Below are 13,600 nucleotides of genomic sequence, written 5' to 3' on the forward strand. Positions count from 1 at the left end.
AGCCTCACACCTCAAACTCATCCGCCGGATCAAACGGCGGCATCGGCACGTTGATGATCTTCAGTTTGCCGACCGCGCGATGCACGCAGCCCGGCCGGATCATCACCGTCGTCATCGGTTTCAGCGGAATGATCTGCCCGTCCGCCTCCAGATGGCCCTCGCCCTCCAGAACGATGTAGATCTCCGTCATCTTCTCATGCCAGTGCGCCTTTGAGTCCGCGTGAATGTCCGTCAGATGCACCGTCGCCAGCGTGTTCCAGGGCTCCTTGAAGGCCCGGCGAGCCTGCCCGCACGGACAAGGCGTCGGCGTGATCTCATCCAGTTGGGCGACAGCGAATTTAGGCTCGTTCATGGTCATAAGCATCAAAGCGCCGCCAGCGCCGCGGCGGCGACTTCGGCGGTCTGGTCGAGGTCCACTTTGCTGTGGGCCATGCTGATGAAGCCGGTCTCGAACTGGCTCGGCGCGAAGTACACGCCGTTGTCGAGGCAGTGGTGGAAGAATTTGCGGAAGGCCGCGAGGTCGCTCGTTTTGGCGTCTTGCAGGCTGTGGACGGGCTTCTCGGTGAAGAAGAGGCAGAACATGCTGCCTTTGCGATACCACTGGTAGCCGAGGCCCTTCTTCTTGAGCACGTCGAGCACGGCGTCCTCCATTGTCTGGCCGAGATTTTCGAGCAGCGAGTAGCCGCCGAGCCTTTCGATCTCGCGAAGCTGCGCCAAACCCGCGGCAAGCGCCACCGGATTGCCGCTGAGCGTGCCCGCTTGATACACCGGGCCAATCGGCGCGAGGTAATCCATCACATCCGCACGTCCGCCGAAGGCTCCCACGGGCAAACCACCGCCGATGACCTTGCCAAGGCAGGTCAGGTCCGGCGTGATCTTCTCCAGCTCCTGCACGCCGCCTTTGGCGAGTCGGAAACCTGTCATCACCTCGTCGAAAATAAGCAGCGCGCCGTGTTTGGCGGTGATTTCGCGCAGTTTGGCCAAAAAGCCCGGTTTGGGCAAAATCAGGCCCGCATTCGCCGGATAGGGCTCCACGATCACGCAGGCGATTTCGTGGCCTTTTTGTGCAAAAAGCTCCTCCAGCGCCGCTTCGTCATTGAAGGGCAAAACGCTCGTCAAAGCCGCGAAATCCTTCGGCACGCCCGCGCTATCCGGATTGCCATGGGTGAGCGCTCCGCTGCCTGCGGCCACGAGCAAGCTGTCGCTGTGGCCGTGGTAGCAGCCGTCAAACTTCACGAGGCGGTCACGCTTCGTGAAGCCGCGGGCGAGACGGATCGCGCTCATCGTCGCCTCGGTGCCGCTGCTCACCATGCGCACTTTTTGAATGCTCGGCACCCACTCGCAGATCGTTTTGGCCATCTCCACCTCGTAGAGGTTCGGGATGCCAAAGCTGACACCTTCCTTCGCCGCGCGATGGATCGCCTCGATGACGGGAATCGGCGCATGGCCAAGGATCGCCGGGCCCCAGGTGCCGACGTAGTCGATCATGCAGCGGTCATCGACATCGTAGATGCGGCAGCCTTTGGCCCGCTTCACGAAAAACGGATCGCCGCCCACGTTGCGGAAGGCACGCACGGGCGAGTTCACGCCGCCGGGGATGTATTGCTTGGCGAGATCGAAGAGCTTGGTGGAGAGAGGTCCGTTAGGCATGGGTCAGAATGACGAAATCAGAATGAGCTTATGACGAATGTCAGAAGCGCAGGGATACGCGAAAGGCCCTGGCCGTCGAACAAAAGGTTGCCCGAAGGCGTCGGAGTCGGGTATTCTCAACTCCGAACTCCAAGCGCACCCCATGAAAGCGATCCGTTTGATCTTCCTCACCCTGTTTGTGACTCAAGCGGCCCAAGCGCAGGTGGTCACACCTTCACCTCGGAACAAATCCTCCCTCCAGACTCTGGATCCGGGCACCTTTTCTGTGGAAGGCATGACGCCGAAGCCTGTCGTCGTCAAAGTGCAGTTGGAGGCGCCAGTTTATCCCAGCAGCAAGCTCCAGGGCGCCCTGGGTTCCTTCGCCCCCGGAACATTGGTCACGCTGATCGCCATGTCGGACACGGCCTACCGTGTTCGTGGGCGTGCCCGCCACGGGGATGTCGCAGGCTGGGTTCGACAGACCGATGTCATTTCGCCCGACCCGAACCTGGCCACCAACCTCAAAAAGCTCCACGAGCGCACCAAGAAGGTGGAGGAACTCATTCAGAACCATCAGGTCGCGCTCGGCATGACCAGCCAGGAGGTGAAGGCATCCCTTGGCAAGCCCTCCCGCAGCAGCGCGAAGGTCAATGCGCAGGGCAAGGAGGAGAAACTCGAGTTCAGCATCTATGACAGCGTTCCGCAGACCACCACCGGACGCGATGCATTTGGCAATCTCGTGCAAACCGTGGTCTATGTGAAGGTCGAGGTCGGCACGCTCAGTGTCAGTTTCAAGGACGGTGTTGTGTCCGAGATCGAGGAGACCAAGGGAAACCCACTCGGCGGTGGTGGCGTGCAGATCATCCCGCCGCCGTTTGTGTTTTGATCAAAGCAGAGCCGCTTTCACGCGTTCCGGCGTCCATCCTCCCGCACGCAAGCTGCGCAGTGAGCGCGCATCATCGCGTTTCGCGAGGCGCTTGCCGGTTTCGTCCGTGATCAGGCGGTGATGATGCCATTCGGGCACCGGAAGGCCCAGAAGCGCCTGCAACAGGCGGTGCAGATGCGTCGCCTCCAGCAAATCCTCGCCCCGCGTGACCAGCGTGATGCCCTGGAGCGCGTCATCGACCACTACGGCGAGATGATAGCTCGCCGGCGTATCCTTGCGCGCCAGCACGACATCGCCAAACACATCGGGCCGCGCCTTGAAACGGCCGCGACCGCGATCCTGCCATACGAGTTCGCCGCTGATCAAAGACGACGCCTTGGCCACATCCAAGCGTAGCGCATACGCCTCGCCTTTGCCGATGCGTTCCGCACGCTCGTCTGCACTGCGATTCCGGCAGGTTCCCGGATAAAGCGGCCCGTCCGGCCCTTGCGGCGCATTGCCAGCGCGGACGATCTCGTCCTGAATCTCGCGCCGTGTGCAGAAGCACGGATACAACACGTCCTGTGCCTCCAGCTTCGCCAAAGCAGCGCGATAGTCATCGAAGTGATCGCTTTGACGACGCACGGGAGTTTCCCAGCTCAAACCCAGCCAAGCTAGGTCCTCGAAGATCGCTTCTTCATATTCCGGTCGTGCCCGGGTGCCGTCGATGTCCTCGAGTCGGATCAAAAACCGGCCTCCAGCAGCTTTTTCGTGGGCAAACAGCGCCGCGTAAGCATGCCCCAGATGCAGCCATCCGGTGGGACTGGGGGCGAAACGGGTGACTTCAGGCATGGGCGGCGGGTTCAGGCGGCGCGCACCTTCGCCACGACATCGCCGTTGTCGAATTTCCCGCGCATGACCTGCTGATAGACATGCAAATCAGGACGGATCATGCCGTGGGTGAGCCCGCATTTGACCTTCGTCACGGCCAGGCCTGGCGATTCCTGCCAGCCGCCGCGAGAAAGATTGGCCGCAGGTGCTTGCAGGTAGAGTGTGTGGTCGAAATGCTCCTTCGGATGCACCTCGCCATCGTGTATATGCAGCGTGGGAAAGAACACGGTGCCGCTCAAGGCGCTCGGGAACGAAAAGGCCATGGGATGCACCTGTGCGTTGCCTGGCTTCAATTTGAAGACTGCAAAACCAAAGTCCGCGTAGCCCGGCAGCTTTGCCCAAACACCCTCTGGCAGGCGGAATCGCGCATCCAGCCGTTTGAAGTCGGCGATGGTCGGCACAAAGCTCGCGTCGTAGGCACCGACGGAGACGACTTTCAGCGAATAACCCTCTGCCGCAGGCGCGGCACCGAACGGATCACCGCCACGGCTCGGCGGAATCGGGAACAAATCCCACAGATCTGAGAACACGTTCTCATACTTCGAGAAGTCGAAAAACTTCACCGCATCCTCGCCGGTGCCTTCTTTGACCGGAATGGGCAGAACCATCGCGAGATCAGCGTCCGCTTTGAGCGACATCTGATAGATGATCACCTGGTTCCCATGCTCGCCCAGCCGCGCAAAGATGCGTGTGTTTTTGACCTCCTCGACTTTTCCTGTGAAGCAGCACATGGTGCGCATGCTATCAAACCGACTCCTTCAACGTCCAGCATGAATCTCGCCGACCTCGTCAGCCACCTCGACACCGAACTGCGCATCGCGGAAATCCCCGATTACGCGAACGCCTACAACGGTCTGCAGCTCGAAAACGCAGCCGGGACGGTCACGCGCATCGTCGCCGCCGTGGATGCCACGTTGCCAGTGATGCACAAGGCGGTCGCAGCACGTGCCGATTTGCTCATCGTGCATCACGGCATGTTCTGGAACACCGCGCAGCCGTGGACCGGCCCGGTATTTCAAAAGATGAAGCTCGCCATCGAGGCTGGACTGGCCGTTTACAGTTGTCATCTGCCGCTCGATTTTCATCCCACGCTCGGAAACGACGCCGGTGTAGCTCGTGCGCTCGGGTTGGAGCCCTGCGGCACCTTCATGAAGACCAAAGGCACCGACAATGGTGCCCGCATCGAGACTGAAATCGATCGTGACGAGCTGGTAAAGCGACTCCAGGCTGCCACCGGTTCTCGCGTGCATGTCTGCGCCGCAGGACCGTCCATCTGCCGCAAAATCGGCATAATGACCGGCGGCGCGGGCAGCGAGGTGGCCACGGCGGCGAAAAACGGCATCGACACCTTCATCACGGGCGAAGGTCCGCACTGGAGCTATACGCTGGCCGAGGAGCTCGGCATCAATCTCATCTACGGCGGCCACTACGCCACCGAGACCTTCGGCGTGAAAGCGCTCTCGGCTCACATCGAGGCGAAGTTTGGCATTCCGTGGGAGTTTGTCGATCATCCGACCGGATTATGAGCCATGAGCTGGTTGAAGCGTGATTTCTTCGAGCGTGACGTTCTCGACGTGGCACGCGACCTCGTCGGCGTCGAACTGGTTTGGAACGGCTGTTCTGGCATCATCATCGAAACCGAGGCCTACGCGGTCGAGGACGATCCCGCCTGCCACACCGCCTCACGTCCAAGCGCACGGGAGTTTGTGCGCTCCAAGCCGCCCGGAACTGCCTACGTCTATTTCAATTACGGCATGTACTGGCTCTTCAACCTGCTCGTCAAAGGCGGCTCACGTGATGGACTGATCCTCATTCGTGCCTTGGAGCCGAGGCGCGGCATTGAGGCCATGCAGCGTCGACGCCAGCGCGGAAAGCTTCACGAACTGTGCTCAGGACCAGGGAAGCTGGCCATGGCGCTCGGATTTACCGGAAATGACCACGGTACGATTCTGTGTGGAAGCGGCAAACCAGCAGGCTGCGGCTTGAAGTGGTCGCAGGATGAGAAGCACGACGTTGTCACCGACATCCGTGTCGGCATCAGCCAGGCGGTGGATTTCCCCTGGCGTTTCCTTTCACGTCACAGCCCGCATCTCAGCGTGAGGCACGGCAAGGTGAAGCCGCCGGCCGTTACGCCACGCCGCCTCCCAAAATGAGGCGCACCAGGGCCACGACGCCCACGGCGACATTGATCGTGAGGCCGATTTTTTTCTCCGGGAAGACGCCGAAGACGATGCCTGCCACACAGAACACAAGGACGAGCCAGTTCAGCGCCCCCAGAAGAGGAATGAGGCTGGGAACCATGCAGAGCGCGGCAAAGAGCCCGATGAGCACGGAGAGGATTTGGCAGATGGTTTTCATGACGGCGGCAAAGATCGCCAGCCCGACCTGAACTCAACTGGAAATCCGCAAACTCATTGTAAGCCGCGCCTTGCATTCCACGCGCCGGGCGTTAGTCTCGCCGCGCTCGCGATTCCAAGGAGAGGTGGCTGAGTGGTTGAAGGCACCTGACTCGAAATCAGACGTGGGGGTAACTCCACCGAGGGTTCGAATCCCTCCCTCTCCGCCATTCTTCGCCGACTTTAGGAGGTGAAGAATGCCCTCCGTAGCTCGAAGAGCGAAGGACGGGCTACCGTTTTCTCCCCGGCTACGAACGGCACGCCGACTCAGCAATCTTCGAATGAAAACTTGCTCTTGGGATCGTGCCCCATCCAGAATTGGAAACCATGTTCTACGTTTACCTTCTTCGCAGCCAATTCGCACCAAAGGAGATCTATACAGGCTTTACGGAAGACCTTCGGCAGCGTCTTGCAGAACACAACGCGGGAAAGTCCGCTCATACCAAGAAGTTTGTGCCATGGATTCTTGAAACCTATCTGGCTTTCTCTGATCGCGAGCAGGCTCTTGCCTTCGAAAGATACCTCAAAACAGCTTCGGGCATCGCTTTTGCACGAAAACGGCTGCGTCCTCAACGAGTCACCGCCGGAAATGTCTCCGGCGTGTCCATCGAGTAAAATTCACTCGACTCCGCATCGGGCATGCCGTGGCTGCGGATGCCTTCCAGACGGCGGCGGCTGCCGCGCTCGCTGCCCGGACGGTAAGCGGTGCGCTGCACCAGATCGGTGATGACCGGCGCGGCCACGACGGCGCTGGCGGCCAGCATCGCGAGAGCGATCACATTCGACGAGCCACGGCGCATGCCGCGGCCGAAGAGAATGCCCAGCGCGCAGCCGGCGGCAGCGGGGGCGATGAGCGAGGCGTAAGCGTCATAACCAGGAGCGGAATGGTTTTGTTGCATGAGAGGACCATAGCCGCGGAGCGTGATTCACCAAAGAGGAATTTGCCCGTTTCCCGCTTTCCAGCTAAAAAGGAGCAGTCATGACCCAAAACGCCGCAAACCCCAAACGCTACGCTCTCATTCTCGCTGGCGGCAGCGGCCAGCGCTTCTGGCCCATCAGCCGTGACGCGCAGCCGAAGCAGCTACTCAAGCTCTTTGGTGACAAGACGCTGCTGGAGCTCACCATCGAACGTCTGGATGGTTTTGTACCAAGGGAAAACATCCTCATTCTCACCAACAAGCAGCAGGAGGCCAGCGTCCGCGCGATCGCGAAGGATCTGCCCGCCGAAAACATCGTCGCCGAGCCCGAAAAACGCGACACCGCACCCGCCATCGCCCTCGCCGTCGGCTGGGTCGTCGCCCGTGATCCGATGGCGACGATGATCGTGCTGCCTGCCGATCATTTGATTCAGAACAAGGCTGAGTTTCAGCGCGTGCTGAAAAACGCCGCCATCGCGGCCGAAATCAGCGGCAACCTCGTCACCGTGGGTATCAAACCCACCTGGGCCTGCCCCAGCTACGGCTATGTCGAGCGTGGCAGGAAGGCCGGCATCAGCGGCATGGACGATCTTTCCGCGTGGGAGGTCGCCCGCTTCCGTGAGAAGCCGAATCCCGACCTCGCCGAGCATTTCATCAGCCAGGGCAATTTCCTTTGGAATGCAGGCATGTTCATCTGGACGATCCCGGCCATCTTCAGCGAGCTCAGCCGCCATTGTCCTGCGCTGGCCGACTTTGTCTCCGAGCTGCGCAGTTCGAAGGATTTCAACGCTACCGTCACGCGCCAGTTCGGCAAGCTGCCGAAGCTTTCGATCGACTACGCGCTCATGGAAAAGGCGTCACGTGTTCTCAACATCGAATCCACCTTCGATTGGGACGACGTGGGCAACTGGACCAGCGTGGGCCGCTACTTGAACCACGACAGCGACGGCAACCAGTTCAACTGCGCCTTCTCACAGCAGGACGCCGCGAACAACATCATCTTCTCGCAAACCGGCCAGCACATCGCGCTCATCGGCGTGCAGGACCTCATCGTCGTCGCCGCCAAGGACGGACTGCTCGTGACCGACCGCGCCCGCGCGGAAACGATCAAGAAGCTTGTCGATGGCCTTCCTCAGGAGCTGCGCTGAGTATTTCCCTCCACAAAGATGCCACGCATCCTCGCCATCGACCACGGCACCGTGCGCATCGGGCTCGCCATCAGCGACGAGATGGAGATCGTCGCCAGTCCTCTGAAAACGATCGACGCGAATCATGAGCCGGAACGTGCGATCTCCCGCATCGTGAAGGAAAAGCATATCGGCAAAATCGTCATCGGCATGCCTTACCACATGAGCGGTGAGAAAGGCGGGGCTGCGGAACGTGTCGAAAAATTTGCCGCCAGCCTCGGAAAGGAACTGCGGCATGCCGTCCCCGTCGAATTCGTCGATGAGAGACTCTCCTCCGTCGAGGCCGAGGCCGCTCTCTCACGTGCGGGCATCACCGGCAAACGCGAGCGCAACGAAGTCGTCGATCAAATCGCCGCCGTTGTCATTCTGCAGCAGTATTTGAACCAGCAGCGCGGCCCGGAGGGCTTCCTGCTGCCTGATGAAGCCTACGAACTCAACTGGACCGATGAGCCGAAGCGACGTCGAAAGTAAGGCTGGCCTGCGCCACGCGCCCGCGCCCGGCTTCAAGCGGCTTCGCCTCACCATCGCCTACTGCGGCACGCCGTGGAAGGGCTGGCAGAGCCAGGAGGGTGGTGGCGGTGTGCAGGATGAAATCAATGCCGCCATCAGAAAAGCCACTGCTATAGTCACGCAGGTGCAAGGCAGCGGCCGCACCGACGCTGGAGTGCATGCGCTCGCCCAAGTCGCGCATTGCGACGTGCCCGAAACCGTGCGCATGAACGGCGATGCGTGGGTGAACGCGCTCAACGCCTGCCTGCCGCTCACCATTCGCGTTTTGCACGCCGAAGAAGCCGATCCACGGTTCCATGCACGCTTCGATGCCGCATGCAAAGTCTATCGCTACCGCATCTGGCGGCCGCGCATGCTCTCGCCCTTCGAGGCGGATCGCGCCTGGCATGTCTATGGCCCGCTAGACATGGACGCGCTCCGCTGGTGCTGCGAAAAACTCACTGGAACGCACAATTTCATCCGCCTCAGCGCCAATCGTGGCGACATGCCCGAAACCGAACGCCGCACGCTGCCGGAGAAAACCACGCGCACCATCCATCGCGCCGATTTGCGTGAGGTCGGCGATGTTTTGGAGCTCGAATTCGAAGGCGACGGCTTCCTCTACAAAATGGTGCGCCTCATCGTCGGCAGCCTGATCCACGTCGCCCGCAAACGTGAGCCGAAGGAGTGGTTCGAGAGCCTTCTCACCGATCCCAGCGGCAAACAGAACAATCAAACCGCGCCAGCGTGCGGTTTGTATCTCGTGCGCGTGAACTACATGGCCGCGTGATACCGATAAAATCAGCGCGGACGTGTAATTTGTCTTTTCACCGGCCTGGGCATTCTCCTAGCCTCCCGCTTCCAGTCATTGCTCAACCAACTCATTAAACATGTCACTCCTGCCTCATCCCATCCTTGCCGAATACTCCGTTTCCCATGGTCTCTTCATGTTTGCCGTCTTCGGGCTGGCTGGCATTGTCATGGCCATCATCGGCTACAAGTTGTTCGACAAAATGACGCCAGGGAATCTCCACGCGGAGATTTTTGAAAACAAGAATGTCGCAGCGGCCATCCTGGCGGGCAGCGTCATCATCGGCGTGTCACTCATCCTGGCGGCCGCCATGAGCAATTAACCCACCGGCTCATGAAACGCAGCAGAGTCGTCATGCTGACCCTGGCCGGGGCGAGCCTGGGCTTCACGGGATGCCGCAGAGAACCGCCACCAGGAGTCCACAGCACCACCATCCTGCCTCCCGAGGCGCTCAGCCCGGCCATGCGCGCCTCGTTGCCGGCCTTCCGCCCCGGCTCGGATGTCTCGCGTGAAATCCCGCCGCACAACGCCTATGATGCGCATCTCGGCTACTACCACGCGCCCTGTGCCGGATGGTTCCCCTACCCTTACGACCACTTCGACTCGCGCTGGGGCTACTACCGCTGCGGAAGATGGTCCCGCTATCACAGCACGCAGGCTTACCACTCGTCCTCGCCTTACTATCGCGGCGGAGTGCATGGTTTCGGCCTTGCCACCCCCATCGGCGGTGCCACAGCCGGCACCACAACCCAGCCCGCCGATTTCAAGCCGCCCGCTGGCGACTACGGTCTGCAACCGTCTGGCGCACCCGTCCACAACGGCGTGCAGCACAGCCAGGCGACGAAAACGATCTCCTCCATCACCAGCCGTGGCGGCTTTGGCAGCACCGGCCGGTCATCCGGTTTTTTCTCCGGTTCTTAATCCCCCGTGCAACGCATCACCGAAAAACCTCGCGCCGACTGGCAGACGCAGGTCGAGGCGCTCGGCCTCACCTATCACACCATCGACGGGCAGCTCTACTGGGACGAGTCCGCCTACTACCGCTTCACCGCCGTGGAGATTGAGCGACTGGAAAAGGCCACGCGTGAACTCCAGCGGCTCTGCATCGAGGCAGCGGAACGTGCGATCCGTGACAACTGGCGCGAGCGCCTCGCCATCTCCGAACCAGCGTGGCGTGAGATCATCGCCTCCTGGGAACGCGATGACCTCTCCCTTTACGGGCGCTTTGATCTCATGTGGGATGGCAACGGCGACCCGAAGCTGCTCGAATACAACGCCGACACGCCCACCGGCCTGCTCGAAGCCTCGGTCATCCAATGGCAATGGCTGCAGCAGACACGTCCTCACGACGACCAGTTCAACTCCATTCATGAGCAGCTCCTCGCCTCCTGGCCGGCATGGAAAGGCGATCAGATCCACTTCTGCGCCCAACGTGATTCGGAAGAGGACTGGCGCACGCTGCTCTACCTGATCGACACTTGCAGGCAGGCGGGCAAAACCACCGTCGATTTCGCAGTCGAGGATCTCGGCTGGCATCCCGGCTGGCATCGTTTTGTCGATCACGAGGACAAAGCCATCGACTGGCTCTTCAAGCTCTACCCTTGGGAATGGATGTGGATGGAGGATTTCGCCTGCCATCTGCCAAACCGCTGCCAGCGTTTCATCGAGCCCGTTTGGAAGATGCTGTGGAGCAACAAAGCCTTCCTCGTCCTGCTGTGGGAAATGTTCGACGGCCATCCCAACCTGCTGCGCGCCTCTTTCAAGCCAGACGGCATGCCCAGCCACGTCGAAAAGCCCTACTTTGGCCGCGAAGGCACCAATGTGCGCCTCGTGCGTAACAACAGCCTGCTGGAGCAAAGCGACGGCCCTTGGGCATCACAACCCAAAGTCTATCAAGCCCTCCATCCCGAGATCAGCTTCAGCGGCCATCACCCCGTCATCGGCTCCTGGATCATCGGCGGCGTGCCTGCCGGCATCGGCATCCGCGAGGACACCTCACGCATCACCTCCAACGGCAGCCGCTTCGTGCCGCATCGCTTCTGATTCAACATTCGGAATTCTGGTTTCGTCATTTGAAACCCTCATCCCCATGAGGCATGAACATCGCCCCTCATGCCCAACGAAGCCCAAATCGCCCGCCGTCGCTCTTTCGCGATCATCTCGCACCCGGACGCCGGTAAAACGACGCTCACCGAAAAGCTCCTGCTCTACGGCGGAGCAGTCGCGCTCGCGGGCAGTGTCACGGCACGCAAAAACCAGCGCGCGACAACGTCCGACTGGATGGAGCTCGAAAAGCAGCGTGGCATTTCCGTGAGCTCCACCGTGCTGCAGTTTGAGTACAAGGACTGCATCGTGAACCTGCTCGACACGCCAGGTCACAAGGACTTCTCCGAGGACACCTACCGCGTCCTCACCGCCGTCGATGCCGCGATCATGGTGATCGACGCCGGTAAAGGCATCGAGGCGCAGACGCGCAAGCTCTTCGAAGTCTGCCGCCGCCGCGGCGTGCCCATCTTCACCTTCATGAACAAGCTCGACCGCCCCGCGCGCGAGCCTCTCACGCTGCTCGACGAGCTCGAAACCGTGCTCGGCATCGGCGCGTGCGCCATCAACTGGCCGCTCGGCCTCGGCCAGCAATTCCGCGGCGTTTATGACCGCATCAAAAAGGACGTGCATCTCTTCGAGCGCACCGCGCACGGCGCGTATCGCGCGCCGGAGAAGGTGGGCGGCCTCGATGATGACTTCATCGGCCAGCACGTGGCCTCCGATGCGCTCGAGCAGGCGAAAATGGAGATCGAGATGCTCGACGGTGCCGGTCATGCCTATGATCGCGGTGCGATTGATCGCGGTGAGCTCACGCCCGTCTTTTTCGGCAGCGCCAGCAACAACTTCGGCGTGCAGTTGCTGCTCGACGGCTTCCTGGAGCTCGCGCCACCGCCGAAGGCGCGCAAGGCCGATGACGGCCGCATCATCGAACCGACTCAGGAGGCCTTCTCGGGCTTTGTTTTCAAGATCCAGGCCAACATGGACCCGCGTCATCGCGACCGCATGAGCTTCATCCGCATCGTCAGCGGCAAGTTCGAGCGCGACATGCAGGCCGTGCACACGCGCACTGGCAAAACGGTGCGCCTCGCCAATTCGCAGAAGCTTTTCGCGCAGGATCGCGAGACGGTGAACGAGTCCTACGCTGGCGACGTCGTCGGCATCGTCGGCAACTACGGCTTCGGCATCGGCGACACGCTCTCGACCGATCCAAAGCTCAAATTCGACGAAATCCCGCGCTTCGCGCCCGAAGTCTTCGCCTACCTGCACAACCCGAGCACCGCGCACTACAAACGCTTCCGCGAAGGCCTTGAGCAGTTGCTCAGTGAAGGTGTTGTGCAGCAATTCATCCAGCCGCATGCCGGGCAACGCGTTCCATTGCTCGGTGCGGTCGGCCCCTTGCAGTTCGAAGTCGTGCAATACCGCCTCGAAAGCGAATACAACGCGCAAAGCCGCCTCGAGAACGCCCCTTACACCGTGTTGCGCTGGGTGCGCACGAAGGACGGCGGCAGCATTGAGGATTTCGACATCCCCGGCGGTGTCACGACAGCACAAGACACCGAAAATCGCTGGGTCGTCTTCTTCAGCGATCAATGGGCCATCAACTACTTTGAGCGCCGCAACCCGAACGCCGAGCTGTCGGAGATTCCATGGGATGAGGTCGTTGAAGAGCCAAAACCATGAAAAACGTTGTCATCACCGGCTGCACGCGCGGGCTGGGACGCGCCATGATTCCGTTGTTTGTCGAAGCGGGATGGCAAATCGCGGGTTGTGGGCGAAATGAGGACCAAATCGCCGAATTGGGCCGTGAATTCGCGAAACCCCACTTTTTCAGCGCGTGCGATGTCTCGCGCGAAAACGAAGTCGCGGCCTTCTGTGCGGCGATTCTCGATCATTTCGGCCCGCCGGACCTCGTTTTGAACAATGCGGCGATCATCAATCCGAACGCGCCGCTGTGGGAGACGAGCGCGGAGGAGTTCAGCCGCATCGTGGACATCAATATCAAGGGCCCGGCCGCGATGATGCGCCATCTGCTGCCTGCGATGCTGAAACGCGGCGGTGGTGTGATCGTGAACTTCTCCTCCGGCTGGGGACGTTGCACGGCGGCCGATGTGGCGCCGTATTGCGCGACGAAATACGCCATCGAAGGACTCAGCATGGCCACGGCACAGGACACGGGCGGCAAGGTGGCCGTCATTCCGATGAATCCCGGCATCATCGACACCGACATGCTGCGCAGCACCTTCGGCGGTGGCGCAGGCGGTTTTCCGGATGCGGACGATTGGGCCCGACGCGCCGTGCCGTTCTTCATGAAGCTGGGGCGCAAGGACAACGGCAAGCCGCTGACCGTTCCTGGCGGCTGACTGTCGCTT

18 protein-coding genes and 1 tRNA gene are annotated in these 13,600 nt (G+C 60.9%); 13 read left to right on the plus strand and 6 right to left on the minus strand.

Translation table 11 applies throughout. The features are described from left to right. Positions 1-4 precede the first annotated feature (4 nt). Both ACILSE_RS05770 and hemL read right to left on the minus strand, forming a co-directional pair. The gene (locus tag ACILSE_RS05770) at positions 5-352 is read right to left on the minus strand and encodes a cupin domain-containing protein (protein ID WP_395716414.1); all 348 of its coding nucleotides are present in this window, start codon (positions 350-352) and stop codon (positions 5-7) included. A gap of 11 nt (positions 353-363) precedes the next feature. Next, on the minus strand, positions 364-1,650 hold the full coding sequence (gene hemL, locus ACILSE_RS05775) for a glutamate-1-semialdehyde 2,1-aminomutase (protein ID WP_395716415.1): 1,287 nt from the start codon (positions 1,648-1,650) through the stop codon (positions 364-366). Positions 1,651-1,792: 142 nt separating this feature from the next. Between hemL and ACILSE_RS05780 the strand changes: the two genes are divergently transcribed. Further along, on the plus strand, positions 1,793-2,515 hold the full coding sequence (locus tag ACILSE_RS05780; RefSeq protein ID WP_395716416.1) for a hypothetical protein: 723 nt from the start codon (positions 1,793-1,795) through the stop codon (positions 2,513-2,515). Here the strand turns inward: ACILSE_RS05780 and gluQRS are convergent, their stop codons facing one another. Together gluQRS and ACILSE_RS05790 are read right to left on the minus strand one after the other, a co-directional pair. Next, complete coding sequence (gluQRS, locus tag ACILSE_RS05785) at positions 2,516-3,346, minus strand: tRNA glutamyl-Q(34) synthetase GluQRS (protein ID WP_395716417.1); 831 nt, start codon at positions 3,344-3,346, stop codon at positions 2,516-2,518. An 11-nt stretch (positions 3,347-3,357) separates the two neighbouring features. Next, entirely contained in the window at positions 3,358-4,116 is a 759-nt protein-coding gene (locus ACILSE_RS05790) for a hypothetical protein (protein ID WP_395716418.1), read from the minus strand. 39 nt (positions 4,117-4,155) lie between these two features. On the opposite strand from ACILSE_RS05790, the gene ACILSE_RS05795 reads away from it, so the two are divergent. Continuing rightward, positions 4,156-4,911: a Nif3-like dinuclear metal center hexameric protein gene (locus tag ACILSE_RS05795; protein WP_395716419.1), complete on the plus strand. Its 756-nt coding sequence runs from the start codon at positions 4,156-4,158 to the stop codon at positions 4,909-4,911. 3 nt (positions 4,912-4,914) lie between these two features. Beyond that, complete coding sequence (locus ACILSE_RS05800) at positions 4,915-5,538, plus strand: DNA-3-methyladenine glycosylase (protein ID WP_395716420.1); 624 nt, start codon at positions 4,915-4,917, stop codon at positions 5,536-5,538. On the opposite strand, the gene ACILSE_RS05805 is transcribed toward ACILSE_RS05800, so the two are convergent. Beyond that, on the minus strand, positions 5,513-5,743 hold the full coding sequence (locus tag ACILSE_RS05805; RefSeq protein ID WP_395716421.1) for a hypothetical protein: 231 nt from the start codon (positions 5,741-5,743) through the stop codon (positions 5,513-5,515). The genes ACILSE_RS05800 and ACILSE_RS05805 overlap by 26 nt on opposite strands. 118 nt (positions 5,744-5,861) lie before the next feature. Between ACILSE_RS05805 and ACILSE_RS05810 the strand changes: the two genes are divergently transcribed. Together ACILSE_RS05810 and ACILSE_RS05815 are read left to right on the plus strand one after the other, a co-directional pair. Continuing rightward, positions 5,862-5,951, plus strand: a tRNA-Ser gene (locus tag ACILSE_RS05810). A gap of 157 nt (positions 5,952-6,108) precedes the next feature. Continuing rightward, positions 6,109-6,396 carry a GIY-YIG nuclease family protein gene (locus tag ACILSE_RS05815; protein WP_395716422.1) on the plus strand — a complete coding sequence of 96 codons (288 nt, stop codon included), beginning with the start codon at positions 6,109-6,111 and terminating at the stop codon, positions 6,394-6,396. Here the strand turns inward: ACILSE_RS05815 and ACILSE_RS05820 are convergent. Further along, positions 6,351-6,680 (minus strand): hypothetical protein, encoded by a 330-nt coding sequence (locus ACILSE_RS05820; RefSeq protein ID WP_395716423.1) that lies wholly within the window; start codon positions 6,678-6,680, stop codon positions 6,351-6,353. The two genes, ACILSE_RS05815 and ACILSE_RS05820, sit on opposite strands and share 46 nt — an antisense overlap. 80 nt (positions 6,681-6,760) lie before the next feature. Here ACILSE_RS05820 and ACILSE_RS05825 point away from each other — a divergent pair, with 80 nt between their 5' ends. The 8 genes from ACILSE_RS05825 (at position 6,761) to ACILSE_RS05860 (ending at position 13,591) form a co-directional block, all read left to right on the plus strand. After that, positions 6,761-7,846 (plus strand): mannose-1-phosphate guanylyltransferase, encoded by a 1,086-nt coding sequence (locus ACILSE_RS05825; RefSeq protein ID WP_395716424.1) that lies wholly within the window; start codon positions 6,761-6,763, stop codon positions 7,844-7,846. An 18-nt stretch (positions 7,847-7,864) separates the two neighbouring features. Further along, a complete protein-coding gene (ruvX, locus tag ACILSE_RS05830) occupies positions 7,865-8,356 on the plus strand; it encodes a Holliday junction resolvase RuvX (RefSeq protein WP_395716425.1) in 492 nt (163 codons plus the stop codon). Beyond that, entirely contained in the window at positions 8,331-9,164 is an 834-nt protein-coding gene (gene truA / locus ACILSE_RS05835; RefSeq protein WP_395716426.1) for a tRNA pseudouridine(38-40) synthase TruA, read from the plus strand. Before ruvX ends, truA begins: the two co-directional genes overlap by 26 nt. Positions 9,165-9,264: 100 nt before the next feature. Then, complete coding sequence (locus ACILSE_RS05840; RefSeq protein WP_395716427.1) at positions 9,265-9,507, plus strand: DUF350 domain-containing protein; 243 nt, start codon at positions 9,265-9,267, stop codon at positions 9,505-9,507. Between the two features lie 11 nt (positions 9,508-9,518). Further along, complete coding sequence (locus tag ACILSE_RS05845) at positions 9,519-10,106, plus strand: hypothetical protein (protein ID WP_395716428.1); 588 nt, start codon at positions 9,519-9,521, stop codon at positions 10,104-10,106. Between the two features lie 6 nt (positions 10,107-10,112). After that, positions 10,113-11,228 carry a glutathionylspermidine synthase family protein gene (locus tag ACILSE_RS05850; RefSeq protein WP_395716429.1) on the plus strand — a complete coding sequence of 372 codons (1,116 nt, stop codon included), beginning with the start codon at positions 10,113-10,115 and terminating at the stop codon, positions 11,226-11,228. A gap of 69 nt (positions 11,229-11,297) precedes the next feature. Further along, complete coding sequence (locus tag ACILSE_RS05855; protein ID WP_395716430.1) at positions 11,298-12,911, plus strand: peptide chain release factor 3; 1,614 nt, start codon at positions 11,298-11,300, stop codon at positions 12,909-12,911. After that, complete coding sequence (locus ACILSE_RS05860; RefSeq protein ID WP_395716431.1) at positions 12,908-13,591, plus strand: SDR family oxidoreductase; 684 nt, start codon at positions 12,908-12,910, stop codon at positions 13,589-13,591. The genes ACILSE_RS05855 and ACILSE_RS05860 overlap by 4 nt, the downstream gene beginning before the upstream one ends. Positions 13,592-13,600 lie beyond the last annotated feature (9 nt).

The organism is Prosthecobacter sp., assembly GCF_044236155.1.
Classification (GTDB): domain Bacteria; phylum Verrucomicrobiota; class Verrucomicrobiia; order Verrucomicrobiales; family Verrucomicrobiaceae; genus Prosthecobacter.